This is a genomic window from Sinomonas sp. (assembly GCF_036848755.1).
In the GTDB taxonomy this organism is placed as follows: Bacteria; Actinomycetota; Actinomycetes; order Actinomycetales; family Micrococcaceae; genus Sinomonas.
In genome coordinates this window covers 26,136-39,944 of sequence record NZ_DAIUJO010000027.1, presented here as the reverse complement: position 1 = coordinate 39,944, position 13,809 = coordinate 26,136, and the positions used below count along the sequence as shown (strand labels likewise).

Below are 13,809 nucleotides of genomic sequence, written 5' to 3'. Positions count from 1 at the left end.
AGGCATAGCCCTCCCCGAACGCGTCGCCCATCCCGAACACCCCACCCGGGACCGCTACGTCGTCGCGGACCTGCACGTCATCGTGGACTGGCGGGCTTGCGGGTTGCTCTGGCGACGCGCCGCCCAAGTGAGGGAGCCCCAGCGGGTCGGATCTGGCCGGGGAACAGCAGCCCGGGGAGTGCCCCGATTCTGTCGTGGGATCCATCGTTCCTTCTCCGGCGTCGTCGCTTCGTTGCGAATCTATCACCAGCACTCCCGAAGGCGGGCGCGGTGGGGCTCGCGCTCGTGACCTCGCTCTCACGGCCGTGAGGGCTTGCAGCCCTCGATTGCGGGTACTGCAGCAGCGAGGACACCGACAGGGAGGAAACGGGTGAGCAGACGGCAGAAGGCCAGAAGTACGAAGCATCCTGTGGCCGCTCTTGCCCTCGGCGTGCTGGCAGGCATCGGCGGCTTCCTCGACACGGGCGGGGTGATCACGGCCGTCTCGGCCGGCGCCCGGTTCCAATTCGCCCTCCTGTGGACGGTGGTGCTGGGCCTCGTGGGATTCTCGGTGTTCGCTGAGATGTCCGGTCGCGTGGCGATCTCCTCCGCCCAACCCACGTACGAGGTGATTCGCACCCGGCTGGGCCCACGGTTGGGAGCCGTTCCGCTGGTCGCCAACGTGATCGTGCACGTGCTGGTCCTTGCCGTGGACCTCGTCGGGATGTCCCTCGCGCTGCAGCTGCTCACCGGCGTCGGCTACCGGATCTGGGTTCCTCTGGTCGCCGCCGCCCTTGCCCTCGCCCTCTGGTTCTTCAATTTCAGCAAGATCGACACCGGCGCCGCCCTTGCCGGCCTGACCATGCTCGTCATGGTTCCGGCGAGCGTCGCGCTGTCCCCCGACTGGGGCCGGGTCGCCGTCTCCCTGGTCCACCCGGACATCGCACCCTCGTCTTCGGTCGCGGCCTACCTCTTTGCCACCGCGTCACTCCTCGGCTCGTTCATGACGCCTTACCAATTCGACTTCTACTCCTCCGGGGCGATCGAGGAGGGCTGGACGGGCAAAGACCTCGGGCGGAACAGGATTGTGGCCGTGGTGGGAACGCTGTTCGGGGCGATCATGACGGTTGCCGTCATGATCGCGGGGGGCAAAGCGCTGTATCCAGCCCCCCAGCCCGTGGACACCATCCGGGCTGCCGCTCAGCCGGCGCAGGCAGCGTTCGGCGAGATTGGCTTCCTCGTCTTCGTGATCGGCGTGTTCGCCGTCTCCGTGGCAGCCTCGGTAGAGCTGTGCCTGTCGGGCGGCTACGCCATCGCGCAGTACTACGGCTGGGATTGGGGCAAGAGCGCGGCTGCCCGAAACGCCCCAGCTTTCAACCTCGTCTTCCTCGCGATGATCGTCGTGGCCATGGCCATCGACCTCACCGGGGTCGACCCGATCCAATTCACCGTCATCACCATGGCCTTCGGATCCGCCGCGCTGCCCTTCACCTTCGGTCCGCTCCTGCTGCTGGCCAACGATTCCCAGTTCATGGGCAAGCAGCGCAATTCGCTGCCGATCAACGTCGTGGCCTCCCTTGTCCTCGCCGTGCTCGTGCTCACCACGCTCGCGACCGTCCCCCTCCTGGTGATCACCGGTGGCAACTTCTAGGCGCGCAGGGGTGCCCGAGGTGGCAGCGAACGACGACGGCGGGCGCCCCCGGGGGCTGTCGATGGGCCAGATCATCGACCATGCTCTCCTTGACCGTGACGGACGCCGGGCCGGGCGAGTGGACGATCTGGAGTTCGAGCTCGTGGAGGGGCGTGCCGAGGGCGATCCCCCGCGGCTCGTGCTGCGTGCGATCGTCTCGGGGCCCGCGGCCAGGCCGATGCCCAGAGCGCTGAGTGCGGCAGCCCGTGCCTGCTACCGGATGATCGGGGTTCGCGACCCGGGTCCCGCGACGGTGGCCTGGTCCCACGTCAAGGCGATCGACGCCTTCGTGCACCTCGACGTCGAGCGCGTGGAAGCAGGCCTGCGCGCCGTGGACGAGGCCGCCCTCCGCTTCGTCAGGAGGCTGCCAGGGTCAGGGAGGGAAGAGGCATGATGCTCCGTTACAGCCGGCTGCGCGGACTGCCGGTGATCTCGGGCGAAGGGCGGGTTCGGGGCAGAGTGCTGGACGTCGTCGCGGCACCGGAAGGCGAGGAGATGGTGGTTCGGGCTCTGCTCATGGTGCCGAATCGCTTCGCCCTTCTCGCTGCGAGGTTCAGGCCTCGCCCCAAGCTGACGACGATCCCGTCCAGCCACGTCACCTCGATCGACGCCCGTGGAGTGCACTTGGGAGCGCACCATGGCTGAGGCCATCATCGGGTGGGCCGTCACGGCGCTCGTGAGCACCGTCGTCGTCGCTTTCGCCGTCTATCTGTTCGCCGTTGCTCGGCTTCCGGAGGAACGCCCCCGCGTGCATACCTACGACGGCAAGGGGAATCTGACAGGCCGGTACGAGAATCCAAGCGAGCAGATCGCGCCCGGACGGAAGGGAGACCCGCGAGCGCAGCGGAGGGAAGCCCAGGGATAGGGATGCAGGTGGTCACGAGCATTCCGTCCTGCCTGTACGCGGGCGAGCCCAGGACGGCCGGGACCTGTTGGCGCAGCCACGCGTCGGCGCTTTCCAGCCCGCCCGGGAGTCTCTGGACGCACCCCTAGTACCCCAGACTCGTCAAGGCGCGGACTGCTTCTGCATAGTCTTCGTGCTCGGGCCCCCACGCCGCAGGAGTCGCCTCGGGCTCAGGTTCGGACCGTGCGCGTGCCTCCTCATCCGACAGGCCGAGGCGGCCGTCGAGCTTCTTGTGGGGCACGGCGCTGGGTGCATGGGGGTCGGGCATCGCTTCAGGATGCTATGCCGCGTGCCGGCGCCCTGTGGCGCCCGCACGGCCACCTTCCGAATATTGGCCGACAGTTCACCATTGGGTCACTTCGCTGCCATGGGGGTTTAACGGCAGACCCTCACCGTTTCTAACGGTTGTTGCACCGACCAACAAACTCTTGATGAGGAGGCAGAAATGATGGGTGGCAAGATGAACGGGCGTGCACTCACGCTCGTGGCCGCAGCCGGGGCTGCGGCCCTGGCCCTCGCAGGCTGCGGGGCGTCGAGCGCCGCTGTGTCGGCCGGGTCGTCGTCCACCGCCAGCGCCGGCGCCAAGACGCCTCTGGTCGTCTATTCGGCCCAGGGCTACGACTCGGACGTCACCAAGGCTTTCACGGCGGCGACCGGCATCCCGGTGAAGCTCGTCGACGATTCCACGGGCCCCCTGCTGACCAAGGTCCAAGCGGAGAAGAACAATCCGCAGTGGGGACTGCTCTGGGTCGACGGTGATACTGCCTTCGCGGCGCTGGACCAGCAGGGAATGCTTGCCCCCTACACGCCGAGCGCGACTCTCACGCCGGCGGGTCAGCAGCTCGTGCCCTCGGACCACTCCTACATCCCGGTGAGCACGACGGTCATGGCGGCAGTCATCTACAACGCGGCCAAGGCGAGCGCCGTTCCATCGAGCTATGACGACCTCACCACGGCTCCCTATCAGGGCAAGGTGGGGATGAACGATCCTTCGCAGTCGGGCCCCACGTTCCCGTTCATTGCCGGTCTCATGAACCAGCTCGGGGGCCAGTCGAACGGACTGAATGCCGGTGAAGCCTACTTCTCGAAGCTCAAGTCCAACGGCCTTCACGTCTACCCCACGAATGGTGACACCCTGCACGCGCTCGAAACGGGCCAGATCGACTACGGCATCATCCAGAGCTCGGCGGCAGCTGGAGAAGTCCTCAAGGCCAAGAAGACCTCCTCCTTCGACCCGAAGGTCGTCTACCTGCCGAAGGCGACTCTCCTGCCGGGAGTCATCGGAATCGACAAGCAGGCCCCCGCGGAGGTTCAGTCGGAGGCGAAGCAGTTCGTCGACTACGTGCTCTCCCCTGCCGGCCAGAAGGTCATGCAGGCGAGCGACCCTCAGGGCGACTCGCTCTACTGGCCCATTGTTCCCGGCGTACAGGCGCCTTCGGCGCTTCCCGCGATGCCCGACTTCCAGCGGATCGACCCGACCTTCTGGGGCCCGCTCGAAGGGCAGATCAACACCTGGTTCGACTCGACCATCAAGTAGATGGCGACTCTCTCGACCACGCTCCGCGCCGGGCAGGAAACTCCTGTCCGGCGCAGGGGCGCGTCTCTCCGGAGCACTGGATGGATCCTCTTCTGGATCGCGATCTTCGGGCTGCTCGTGCTTCCCATCGTGCTCTTCCTGCTCGTCGCCGTCAGCCCGGCCTTGTTCGAGCAGGGCCCCTCGTGGTTCAGCCTGGCGGCCTTCAGGCAGATCGCGACGCCGACCTTCCTCCCTGCGGTGGGCAACACCCTGCTCGTCGGGACGGGGGCCGGAGCGGCCGCGACGTTCTTCGGCGGTGCGATCGCGTGGACGGTCAACCGCACGGACGTCCCCTTGCGCCCGCTGTGGAGCTCGTCCATGTTCGCGCTCTTGCTTGCGCCCTCCTATCTGATCGCCCTCGGCTGGGAGCGGCTCCTCGAGCCAGGCGGCGTCTTCGATGTCCTCGGAGTACCCAGCAGTGGCCTGCGGGGCCTCGTCTACGGACCGGTCGGTGTGACCGCCGTCCTCGCCGTCAAGGGCTTGCCCTTCGCCTATCTCGCAGTCTCTGGGGCGCTGCGCGGCCTCGGGGACGAGTTCGCTGCTGCGGCGCGCGTCCACGGCGGGGGCCCGGCTCAAGCGGCGCGGATCACGGCGGCGCTGCTGGCTCCCGCCGTGTGGTCGTCTTTCGCCATCGTCTTCGCCGAGTCCATCAGCGACTTCGGGGTGGCGGCGACCCTCGCCAACGATGCGAAGTTCCCCATTGCCACCTACACCCTCTACAACGCCGTGCAGGCCTTCCCTGTGGACTTCCCCGTTGCCGCGGCCGTGGGCTGGGTCCTGCTGGCGATGGCGGGCCTCGCGGTCTTCGCCCAGCATCGGGCGCTCCGTGGCCGCAGCTATCGAGTCCTGAGCGGCCGCAGCCGGAGGGCGCGGCGTCATCTGCTGCGGGGGTCGCGTCGGGTGGGGGTGCTCGTGGGGCTCCTCCTCGTCGAGCTGATCGCACTCGGGGTTCCGGTCTTCGGCGCGCTCAGCGCCTCGGTGATCAGCGGCCTCGGCAACCTCGACGGTTCGCACGGCTTCACGCTGGACAACTATGCGCGCGTCATAGCGAGCCCGGCGCTGCACGGGCCCCTCGTCTTCTCGGTCTGGATGGGGGCGGCCACGGCCACGGTCGCCGTTCTCCTGGCCCTCGTGGCTGCGCGGCTGCTGACGGGCTCGGAGGGGCGGCTCTCCCGGCGGGTGCTCGACCTGCTCCTGCTGACCGCCGTGGCCCTGCCGGGGATCGTGTTCTCGGCCGGATACATCTTCACCTACAACCTCCCGATCACGAATGCCCTCGGCATCCACGTCTACGGCACCCCGCTGCTCCTCCTGTTGGGCTACATCGCCACAGCGCTGCCCTCCACGACGAGGCTTCTGGTCGGAACCGTCGGCCAGGTTCAGCTCTCCCTGCCGCTCGCCGCCAGGGTCCATGGCGCGGGCGCGATCAGGTCCTGGATCCATACGGCCCTCCCGCTGCTGGCGAGGCCCCTCATCTCGGCATGGCTCCTCACCTTCGGCGCCACTCTCCTGGAGCTTCCCGTGTCTGAACTGCTCTACCCGCCCGGTCAGCCTCCGGTGGCGATCGGCATCACCAAAGCACTCTCGAACTACGACTACGGAGGAGGGACAGCCATGGAAGTCCTAGCCGTCCTGCTCGCCCTGGCTGTGATGGGCCTCGCCTGGGGGCTCTGGGCCCTGCTCGCCCCGACGGGCTGGCGGCGGATCGGTACGACCGCATGAGCGGGCACCGCATCAAGGCCGCGGGCCTGGGGAAGCGCTATGGGACCGTCCAAGCACTCTCCGGGATCGATCTCGACATTGAGCCCGGCGAGTTCCTCGTCCTGCTCGGGCCGTCCGGATCGGGCAAGTCCACCCTTGTGCGGGCCCTCGCCGGAGTCGAGCGTCTCGACACGGGGCTCCTCGAGATCTCCGGCCGCACAGTCGACGACGGCGGCCTGCACGTACCGCCCGAGCGTCGCGACCTCGGGATGGTCTTCCAGGACTACGCGCTGTGGCCCCATCTCACCGTCGCCCAGAACGTCGCCTTTGCGCTCAGGCGAAGGCGCCTTTCCCGCGCCGACTCCGCTGCACGCACCGCTGAGGCGCTCGGTGCCGTGGGGCTAGGCGAGTACGCGCGCAGATTCCCGTCCGACCTCTCCGGCGGCCAGCAGCAGCGAGTGGCCCTGGCCCGGGCCATCGTCTCCCGCCCGGGCCTGCTGCTCTTCGACGAGCCCCTCTCCAACTTGGATGCCGACCTCCGGGAGCGCCTGCGTCTCGAGATCTCCCGCGTCACGAGGCTCTGCGGCGCGACCGCCGTGTACATCACCCACGATCAGTCCGAGGCCTTCGCGCTCGCCGATCGCATCGGCGTCCTCGATGAGGGCAGGCTTGTCCAGCTTGATCGGCCGGAAGAGGTCTACCAGCGTCCGGCCACTCCCTTCGTCGCTCGCTTCACCGGGTGCGCGGGGGAACTCCCCGTGCAGGTGGCCGCCGCTGAGGGCGAGCGCGCCACCGTCCACCTCGGCGGAGCTGCACTGACAGCGCGAGCTCTGGGCCCACTTCGTGAGGGCGAGATGGCCAGCATGATCATCCGGCCGGATGCGGCGGCCTTCACCTCGCGCACAGAGGCCGACGCCGTCCAGGCCGTTGTCACGGACGTCGCCTACCGAGGGCGCGGCTATGAGCACGCGGTCAGGACGGAGGCGGGCATGCTCACGGGGCTACACTCCGCCACCCGAGTCGAGCGGGGAGCACAGGTCGGAATCCGCCTGACCCCCGAGGGTTGCCATGTCCACCCAGAAAGGTGCGACACTGGTGATGAAATGAATGTAACAGCCGTTAGTTTTGAACCCGAGCGACGGGTTCTCCTGCAAGGAAGGCAGCCTGCCCTGTGACTGGATTCGCATTGTTCGCCGCGGTATTCCTGGCCTGCGTGGTCGAGGCCGTCGAGGCCCTCACGATCATCCTCGCCGCCGGGACCGGAAGGGACTGGCGCTCAGCGCTCAAGGGCATGGCGGCGGCCCTCGTCGTGCTCGCAGTCTTGGTGGCCGTCCTCGGCCCCGCGGTCACGGCGCTGCCGCTGACTGCCCTCCGCATCGTCGTCGGGGGCCTGCTGCTCGTGTTCGGGATCGGTTGGCTGCGCAAGGCGATCCTCCGTGCGAGCGGCAACAAGGCCCTCCACGACGAGGACGCGACGTACGTGGAGGAACTCGACGCCGCCCGGTCGGCCGCGGTCGGGCGGAGGCCGTTCGCCGGGGACTGGTATGCGTTCACCCTGTCGTTCAAGGGCGTCCTGCTCGAAGGGCTTGAGGTCGTCTTCATCGCGCTGACCTTCGGCAGCAACCAGCACGACGTGCCGCTCGCAGCGATCGGCGCGGTGGCCGCCGTCGTCCTCGTCGCCATCGCGGGGCTGGCCGTCCGGGCGCCCCTCTCGCGCGTCCCCGAGAACACCATGAAGTTCGTTGTCGGCGTCATGCTGACCTCGTTCGGCCTCTTCTGGGGTGCCGAAGGGGCGGGCGCGAACTGGCCCGGCTCCGACGCGGCGCTTCTGGCCATCATCCCGGGCGTCCTCGTCGTCGCCCTCGCGTTCGTCGCGATGTTCCGGCGCCCGAAGGCGCCAGCCCCCTCCGACGTCGCGGCCCGCGCGACGGCCAGCTGACCCACGAACCAAAGGAGAAAAGCGATGCAGAAGATCAAGGCCTTCGGTCTGTTCTGGTGGGACTTCCTCATCGGCGACGACTGGGCCGTCGCGGCCGCCGTCGTTGTCGGGCTGGCTGCCACCTACGTCCTCAGCCACTCAACGGGGCTGCCCACCTGGTGGCTCATGCCCGTCGTCGTCCTCGCCATCCTGCCGGTGAGCATCCGCCGGATGATGCCCAAGCGCTGACCTGGGCCTCAGAGCCTCACCCACGACGCCGGGCGGCGAGTCCCCGCGACTCGCCGCCGGGCGTCGTCCGCGCCGCTCAGGCCCCGTCGCCGTCTTCCTCGTACACCCTGCCGGCGTACGCCTCGAGGGCCTCGGCACACGCCGCGAGCGCAGCCTCGGTCTTCTCGCGCAAGGGCGCCCCGAAGGCGTCGCGGGCTCGGACCTTCTCCATCCACCCACGCAGCTTCACGAGTTCGACCTCGTTCTCCTCGAGTTCGCCGTACGTGAAGTGCGCGGCGGCATACTCCTTCTCGAGGCCCGCGTGGAAGTCTGCGCATTTGTCCAGGATCTCGTCGTACTCCGCGTCCCGCGCCTGTTGGAACAGGCCCTGGATCTCGGCGTTGCCGACGAGGGCGTCCGCGCTCAGGATCCAGGCAGTACCGTCCATGTCGAGGATCTCGCGCCTCAGTTTGCGGAGGGCGTGCTCGGACGACTTGCCCGCCGGCATGGCCGCGACCGAGTTCTGCAGATAGACCGCCCCCATCGACTTGAGACGCCTCCATACCGTGGATCGATGGCGGGTCGGCTCTGCGGGCACTCGGTACACGAGCACCAGCCAGCCGCCGGCTTCAGAGGTTCCGTCCCCACTCTCGTCGCTCATAGGCACCAGTCTGCCAGCACCGCGCGCCCGCTTGGCGCGCCTGCCCGGCTCTCGCTTCGGCCTGTGCCCGGACCTGGTGAGAGCGGGACAAAAGCGACTTAACTGCTATTGTCATCTCTCCGACACGCAGAGGACTCGAGCGGGGAGATCCAGTGAAATTGGTGCGACCGTGGGTATGCTTTCGCCTCCTTGCCGTGGCCGTCGCCTCGGCCCTCGCCGTCGGCCTCGTGGTCGCCCTGACCGTGCCGGCGGATGCCGCAACCTCCACCGTGACCCGCACGTCCCGCCTCGGCTTCGGCGTCGCGAACCCCGGAGGCCCCCTCGACAGCACCGAGCTCGACGCGATCACCACGACTGCGGGCGAGGCGCCGTCGAGTCTTCTCTTCTACGAGGACTTCCAGCAGGCTCCGCCGATCTCGTCGCTCGACGCCGCCGTCGCTCGCGGCGCCCGGCCGATCCTGACGTGGGAACCGTGGACGTGGGGTGCCGGCACCGTTCAGCCGGCCTATTCCCTGAAGAACATCACGGCGGGAAACTTCGATGCCTACCTCACGAACTGGGCCAAGAGCCTGAGGACGTGGGGCAAGCCGCTCACCCTCCGCTTCGCACATGAGATGAACGGCAACTGGTATCCCTGGGCCGAGGGCGTCAACGGCAATCAGGCGGGGGACTACGTGGCCGCGTGGAAGCACGTCCACGACGTCTTCGCGCGGGCGGGAGCCACGAACGTCTCATGGCTGTGGTCGCCCAACGTGCCGTACACCGGATCCACGTCGCTGTCCGAGCTCTATCCCGGGGCGAAGTACGTGGACCAAGTGGGTCTTGACGGCTACAACTGGGGCACAAGCCAAACGTGGAGCTCGTGGGTTGCCCCGTCGGACCTGTTCGGCCTTGGCCTCACCTCGCTGCGCGCCGTCGCCCCCAAGAAGCCCATCGTGATCGCCGAGACGGCCTCGGCCGAGTCCGGCGGATCGAAGCCGGACTGGATCACCCAACTCCTCTCGTACCTCGACGCGCAGCCCGATGTCGCCGCATTCGTCTGGTTCGATCAGAACAAGGAGGTCGACTGGCGCATCGATTCGACTCAGGCGTCGGCGGATGCCTTCCGGGCGGCGTTGGCGGCGCGCTAGCCGGCTGCCGCCGCGCTCAACGCGACGGACGCGATGCGGTCGAACGCGGCGTCCAGCTCGTCGTCGAGGATCTGGAGATCCGGATGCGCCTCGTAGTGGGCCAGGAGACGTCGCGCGCCCTCGTCGAACGTGATGGTGGTGCGGAACTCGGGGACGAGAGCGCGCACCCTGCTCGTGTCGAACAGGACCGAGTGCGACCGGTCTCCGAGGAGGCCCGGCCCGAAGGGAGGATGAAGCTGGGCCATGGTCTCGGAGGCGACATGGACGAACTGGGGCGCCTCGACGCCCGCCGCATCGGCGAGCCAGCGGTAGATCTGGTTCCACGTGGGGGCGTGGTCACCGGTGATGGTGAACGCCTCGCCGATCGCGTCGGGGTGGCCGAGCAGGCCGGAGAACGCCACCGCGAAGTCCTGGCTGTGGGTGAGGGTCCAGAGGCTCGTCCCGTCGCCGTGGATCACGACGGGCTTGCCCGCCCGCATGCGGGCGATGTCGGTCCATCCGCCGAGGTTGGGGAGGCGGCGGTCATCGTAGGTGTGTGAGGGACGGACGATGGTGACCGGCAGGCCGCGCTCCCGGAAGGCGCCCACGAGGAGGTCTTCGCAGGCGATCTTGTCCCGTGAGTACTGCCAGAACGGGTTGCGCAGGGGAGTGGACTCCGTGATGGGCAGGCGCCGTGGGGGCTTCTCGTAGGCGGACGCCGAGCTGATGAAGACGTATTGCCCGGTGCGGCCCTCGTAGAGGTCGATGTCTGTCGCGACCTGATCGGGCGTGAACGCCACGAACTGCGCGACGGCGTCGAACTCGCGGTCCCCCAGCGCGGCGCGCACCGATTGCGGATCCCGCGCATCCGCGACGAGGCTCTCGGCTCCCGCTGGAAGGGGTTGCCGTCCCGTGCCTCGGTTGAGCACGGTCACGGCGTCTCCCCGCTCCAGGGACCGGGCGACGCAGGCCGAGCTGATCGTGCCGGTTCCGCCGATGTAGAGGATGCTTTTTCCCGCCATGGAACTAAACCCTACCGCCGGGGATCGATCATTGTGATCCCTGCCACGTTCGCCGTGTCGAAGCTCGGCAGCAGGCGGGCGGCCTCGTCGAGCCCGATGACCCGCTCGACGAGGCGCTGCGGTTCGAGGGCCCTGGACTCGATCAGGGCAAGCATCCCGGGGTAGTCGGCGGCGGCCATCCCGTGGCTGCCGAACACGTCGAGCTCCCACGCGATCACCCTCGCCATCGGCACCCGGGGGTGCCCTTCCACGGGCGGCAGAAGCCCGATCTGGACGTGCCGGCCGCGGCGTCGCAGCGAGAAGATTGCGTCCGCGCACGTCTGCTCGCTGCCGACGGCGTCGACCGAGACATGGCTTCCCCCACCCGTCAGAGCGTGGACCTGTCGCGCAATGTCGGCACCGTCGGCGAGCAGCACGTGATCGGCGCCGAGCGACGCCGCCACGTCGAGGGCGCCGGCATTCCGGTCGACGGCGACCACGTTTCCACCCAGCGCCTTCGCAATCATGACGGCGCTCAGCCCCACTCCGCCGGCCCCGACGATCGTGACCCACTCCCCGGCGGCGAGGCGTGCGCGGCTCGTGAGGGCGCGGTAGGCGGTCGCGAAGCGGCAGCCCAGGCTCGCCGCGGCCTCGAAGCTCACGCCCTCGGGGATCGCGACAAGGTTGGTGTCCGCGGCGTGGATCACGACCCGCTCGCCGAAGGAGCCCCAGTGGGTGAACCCGGGCTGCTCCTGCGCCGGGCAGACCTGGGCGTTGCCCGCCAGGCACCACTCGCACACCCCGCAGCCCTCCACGAAGGGAGCAGTGACGCGGTCCCCGACCGACCAGTTCACCACGCCGGCCCCGACTTCGGAGATGACGCCAGCGAACTCGTGGCCCGGGACATGGGGCAGCGCGATGTCGTCGTGCCCAGCCCACGCGTGCCAGTCGCTGCGGCACAGCCCGGTCGCGACGACGGCGATGACGACGCCGCCCGCCGGCGCCTTCGGTTCTTCCACGTCGCGGACAGCAAGCGGCCCGGCAACCTGGTCCATCACGATCGCACGCACGTGCCCTCCTAGCTCGGCCCTAGCTCGGCCGGGTTCCGCCCAGATTTCGTCTCTCAGACTGCGGTCCGCCAGATCCTCTCACATCTCTGATGCCTATGATCGAGGCACTGCCCGCGCTAGGGAGGAGGCCTCCGTGGCCCGCATCTTCATCACCGGCTCGACCCAGGGCCTCGGCCTCGCGGCCGCTCGAACGCTCATCGCGCAAGGCCACGACGTCGTCGTCCACGCGCGGACGCCCGAGCGAGCCCAAGCTCTGGGCGACGTCGCCGCCGAGGCGGACGGCGTCGTCGTCGGTGATCTCTCCGTGCGGGCGGAGACGCTCGCCCTTGCGGACGAGGTCAACGAACTGGGCCGGATGGACGCCGTGATCCACAACGCCGGGGTGTACACCGAGTCGCGGCGCGTCACGACGCCGGAAGGCCACGCGCGCGTGCTCGCGGTCAACGTCCTCGCCCCGTATCTGCTCACTGCCAGGCTCAGGCGCCCGTCCCGTCTCGTGTTCCTCACGAGTGGGATGCACCGCAGCGGCACGGCGTCGCTCGACGACGTCGACTGGCTGTCGCGCCGTTGGGACGCCTACCAAGCCTATTCGGACAGCAAGCTGCTCGTGAGCGCGCTCGCGTTCGCCCTCGCGCGGCGGTGGCCCCACGTGCTGAGCAACGCCGTCGACCCCGGCTGGGTGCCGACCCGGATGGGCGGCCCCAACGCCCCGGACGACCTCGAGCAGGGCCACGTCACCCAGGCGTGGCTCGCCGCGGCGGAGGACGACGACGCCCGGACCAGCGGCGGCTACTGGTACCACCAGCGCCGCCGCGAGCCGGCCGCCCCCGTCCGGGACGTGCCGTTCCAGGATGCGGTGGTCGCGAAGCTCGCCGAGCTCACGCGGGTCGATCTGCCGGACTAGCGAAGCCGTGGGCTAAGGGCGAAGGAGCACCTTGATCGCCCGGCGCTCGTCCATGGCCTTGTAGGCCTCGGCTGCCTCGTCGAGCGGGAGTTCGAGGTCGAAGACCTTCCCCGGGTCGATCTCCCGGTTCCAGATGAGCTCGATCAGCTTCGGCAGGTACTCGCGCACGGGGGCCGGGCCGCCGTGCAGGTGCACGTGCGAGAAGAAGAGCTCCTCGCCCGGCAGTTCGACGTCGTGCGAGACGCCCACGTAGCCGACGTGGCCGCCGGGGCGCGTGGACCGGATGGCCTGCATCATCGACTCCTGCGTGCCGACCGCCTCGATCACCGAGTGGGCACCGAGGCCGTCTGTGAGTTCCTTGACCTTGGCCACGCCGTCGTCGCCCCGCTCCGTGACGATGTCGGTGGCGCCGAACTCGCGGGCGAGGGACTGCCGCGCCGCGTGGCGCGACATCGCGATGATCCGCTCGGCGCCGAGCTGCTTGGCGGCCAGGACAGCGAGGAGGCCCACCGCGCCGTCGCCCACGACGGCAACAGTCTTGCCGGGACCGACCTCGGCAGCCAAGGCTCCGAACCAACCGGTGCCGAGCACGTCGGACGCCGCGAGCAGGCTCGGGATCAGGTCCTCGTCCGGCATTCCCGGGGTCGCGACGAGCGTGCCGTCCGCGAGGGGGACGCGCAGCAGCTCGGCCTGGCAGCCGAGGCTGCCCATGCCGACCCGGTGGATGCACGAGGTCTGGTACCCGGACCGGCAGATCTCGCACGTGTTGTCGGAGGCGAAGAATGAACCGACGACGAAGTCGCCCGGCTTGACGTTCTGCACGTCGCTGCCGACCTGCTCGACGACGCCCACGTACTCGTGGCCCATCGGCGAGGGCCCAGTGACTGCGTCGGTCCCACGGTAGGGCCAGAGGTCCGAGCCGCAGACGCAGGTGGCGGCGAGCCGGATGATCGCGTCGGTCGGCTCGAGGATCGTGGGATCCTCGCGCTCCTCGACGCGGACGTCGCCGGGGGCATACATGATCGCTCCACGCATGGAGAGGTCCTTTCGATAGGGATGCCGATTCGA

General features: G+C 68.9%; 16 protein-coding genes and 1 pseudogene. 11 read left to right on the top strand and 6 right to left on the bottom strand.

Translation table 11 applies throughout. The annotated features are described in order from the left end of the window. Positions 1 to 205, bottom strand: a pseudogene (locus tag V7053_RS06395) (hypothetical protein); the annotation flags it as partial. Between the two features lie 204 nt (positions 206 to 409). On the opposite strand from V7053_RS06395, the gene V7053_RS06390 reads away from it, so the two are divergent. From V7053_RS06390 to V7053_RS06375, 4 genes are read left to right on the top strand one after another with little or no spacing between them, the layout of a single operon-like run. Then, positions 410 to 1,630: an NRAMP family divalent metal transporter gene (locus V7053_RS06390; protein ID WP_334171434.1), complete on the top strand. Its 1,221-nt coding sequence runs from the start codon at positions 410 to 412 to the stop codon at positions 1,628 to 1,630. Between the two features lie 10 nt (positions 1,631 to 1,640). Continuing rightward, positions 1,641 to 2,063, top strand: a complete 423-nt coding sequence (locus V7053_RS06385) for a hypothetical protein (protein WP_334171433.1) — start codon at positions 1,641 to 1,643, stop codon at positions 2,061 to 2,063. Beyond that, positions 2,060 to 2,314, top strand: a complete 255-nt coding sequence (locus V7053_RS06380) for a PRC-barrel domain-containing protein (RefSeq protein ID WP_334171432.1) — start codon at positions 2,060 to 2,062, stop codon at positions 2,312 to 2,314. Before V7053_RS06385 ends, V7053_RS06380 begins: the two co-directional genes overlap by 4 nt. Further along, on the top strand, positions 2,307 to 2,534 hold the full coding sequence (locus tag V7053_RS06375; protein WP_334171431.1) for a hypothetical protein: 228 nt from the start codon (positions 2,307 to 2,309) through the stop codon (positions 2,532 to 2,534). Before V7053_RS06380 ends, V7053_RS06375 begins: the two co-directional genes overlap by 8 nt. A gap of 124 nt (positions 2,535 to 2,658) precedes the next feature. Here the strand turns inward: V7053_RS06375 and V7053_RS06370 are convergent, their stop codons facing one another. Beyond that, a complete protein-coding gene (locus tag V7053_RS06370) occupies positions 2,659 to 2,841 on the bottom strand; it encodes a hypothetical protein (protein WP_334171430.1) in 183 nt (60 codons plus the stop codon). A gap of 177 nt (positions 2,842 to 3,018) precedes the next feature. Here V7053_RS06370 and V7053_RS06365 point away from each other — a divergent pair, with 177 nt between their 5' ends. Genes V7053_RS06365 through V7053_RS06345 form a run of 5 tightly spaced genes read left to right on the top strand, consistent with a single transcriptional unit; the run spans position 3,019 to position 8,017 of the window. Then, the gene (locus tag V7053_RS06365) at positions 3,019 to 4,110 is read left to right on the top strand and encodes an ABC transporter substrate-binding protein (RefSeq protein ID WP_334171429.1); all 1,092 of its coding nucleotides are present in this window, start codon (positions 3,019 to 3,021) and stop codon (positions 4,108 to 4,110) included. Continuing rightward, the gene (locus V7053_RS06360; protein ID WP_334171428.1) at positions 4,111 to 5,871 is read left to right on the top strand and encodes an ABC transporter permease; all 1,761 of its coding nucleotides are present in this window, start codon (positions 4,111 to 4,113) and stop codon (positions 5,869 to 5,871) included. After that, positions 5,868 to 7,025: an ABC transporter ATP-binding protein gene (locus V7053_RS06355; RefSeq protein ID WP_334171427.1), complete on the top strand. Its 1,158-nt coding sequence runs from the start codon at positions 5,868 to 5,870 to the stop codon at positions 7,023 to 7,025. Before V7053_RS06360 ends, V7053_RS06355 begins: the two co-directional genes overlap by 4 nt. Beyond that, on the top strand, positions 7,022 to 7,789 hold the full coding sequence (locus tag V7053_RS06350) for a COG4280 domain-containing protein (RefSeq protein ID WP_334171426.1): 768 nt from the start codon (positions 7,022 to 7,024) through the stop codon (positions 7,787 to 7,789). The genes V7053_RS06355 and V7053_RS06350 overlap by 4 nt, the downstream gene beginning before the upstream one ends. A gap of 24 nt (positions 7,790 to 7,813) precedes the next feature. Beyond that, a complete protein-coding gene (locus V7053_RS06345; protein WP_334171425.1) occupies positions 7,814 to 8,017 on the top strand; it encodes a hypothetical protein in 204 nt (67 codons plus the stop codon). A 76-nt stretch (positions 8,018 to 8,093) separates the two neighbouring features. Here V7053_RS06345 and V7053_RS06340 read toward each other — a convergent pair whose 3' ends face one another. Next, positions 8,094 to 8,657: a Chromate resistance protein ChrB gene (locus tag V7053_RS06340; RefSeq protein ID WP_334171424.1), complete on the bottom strand. Its 564-nt coding sequence runs from the start codon at positions 8,655 to 8,657 to the stop codon at positions 8,094 to 8,096. Between the two features lie 194 nt (positions 8,658 to 8,851). Between V7053_RS06340 and V7053_RS06335 the strand changes: the two genes are divergently transcribed. Continuing rightward, a complete protein-coding gene (locus V7053_RS06335; protein WP_334171423.1) occupies positions 8,852 to 9,787 on the top strand; it encodes a glycoside hydrolase family 26 protein in 936 nt (311 codons plus the stop codon). Here the strand turns inward: V7053_RS06335 and V7053_RS06330 are convergent. Further along, positions 9,784 to 10,788, bottom strand: a complete 1,005-nt coding sequence (locus V7053_RS06330; RefSeq protein ID WP_334171422.1) for an SDR family oxidoreductase — start codon at positions 10,786 to 10,788, stop codon at positions 9,784 to 9,786. The two genes, V7053_RS06335 and V7053_RS06330, sit on opposite strands and share 4 nt — an antisense overlap. An 11-nt stretch (positions 10,789 to 10,799) precedes the next feature. Continuing rightward, positions 10,800 to 11,837: a zinc-dependent alcohol dehydrogenase family protein gene (locus V7053_RS06325; RefSeq protein ID WP_334171421.1), complete on the bottom strand. Its 1,038-nt coding sequence runs from the start codon at positions 11,835 to 11,837 to the stop codon at positions 10,800 to 10,802. Between the two features lie 133 nt (positions 11,838 to 11,970). Between V7053_RS06325 and V7053_RS06320 the strand changes: the two genes are divergently transcribed. Continuing rightward, entirely contained in the window at positions 11,971 to 12,741 is a 771-nt protein-coding gene (locus V7053_RS06320) for an SDR family NAD(P)-dependent oxidoreductase (RefSeq protein ID WP_334171420.1), read from the top strand. A gap of 12 nt (positions 12,742 to 12,753) precedes the next feature. Here the strand turns inward: V7053_RS06320 and V7053_RS06315 are convergent, their stop codons facing one another. Beyond that, complete coding sequence (locus V7053_RS06315) at positions 12,754 to 13,776, bottom strand: zinc-dependent alcohol dehydrogenase family protein (RefSeq protein ID WP_334171419.1); 1,023 nt, start codon at positions 13,774 to 13,776, stop codon at positions 12,754 to 12,756. Positions 13,777 to 13,809: the final 33 nt, after the last annotated feature.

Excerpts from the sequence above, each read along its gene's own strand:
- V7053_RS06380 (WP_334171432.1), top strand. The coding sequence starts at position 2,060 with ATGATGCTCCGTTACAGCCGGCTGCGCGGACTGCCGGTGATCTCGGGC.
- V7053_RS06375 (WP_334171431.1), top strand. The coding sequence starts at position 2,307 with ATGGCTGAGGCCATCATCGGGTGGGCCGTCACGGCGCTCGTGAGCACC.
- V7053_RS06370 (WP_334171430.1), bottom strand. The coding sequence starts at position 2,841 with ATGCCCGACCCCCATGCACCCAGCGCCGTGCCCCACAAGAAGCTCGAC.
- V7053_RS06365 (WP_334171429.1), top strand. The coding sequence starts at position 3,019 with ATGATGGGTGGCAAGATGAACGGGCGTGCACTCACGCTCGTGGCCGCA.
- V7053_RS06360 (WP_334171428.1), top strand. The coding sequence starts at position 4,111 with ATGGCGACTCTCTCGACCACGCTCCGCGCCGGGCAGGAAACTCCTGTC.
- V7053_RS06355 (WP_334171427.1), top strand. The coding sequence starts at position 5,868 with ATGAGCGGGCACCGCATCAAGGCCGCGGGCCTGGGGAAGCGCTATGGG.
- V7053_RS06345 (WP_334171425.1), top strand. The coding sequence starts at position 7,814 with ATGCAGAAGATCAAGGCCTTCGGTCTGTTCTGGTGGGACTTCCTCATC.
- V7053_RS06340 (WP_334171424.1), bottom strand. The coding sequence starts at position 8,657 with ATGAGCGACGAGAGTGGGGACGGAACCTCTGAAGCCGGCGGCTGGCTG.
- V7053_RS06330 (WP_334171422.1), bottom strand. The coding sequence starts at position 10,788 with ATGGCGGGAAAAAGCATCCTCTACATCGGCGGAACCGGCACGATCAGC.
- V7053_RS06315 (WP_334171419.1), bottom strand. The coding sequence starts at position 13,776 with ATGCGTGGAGCGATCATGTATGCCCCCGGCGACGTCCGCGTCGAGGAG.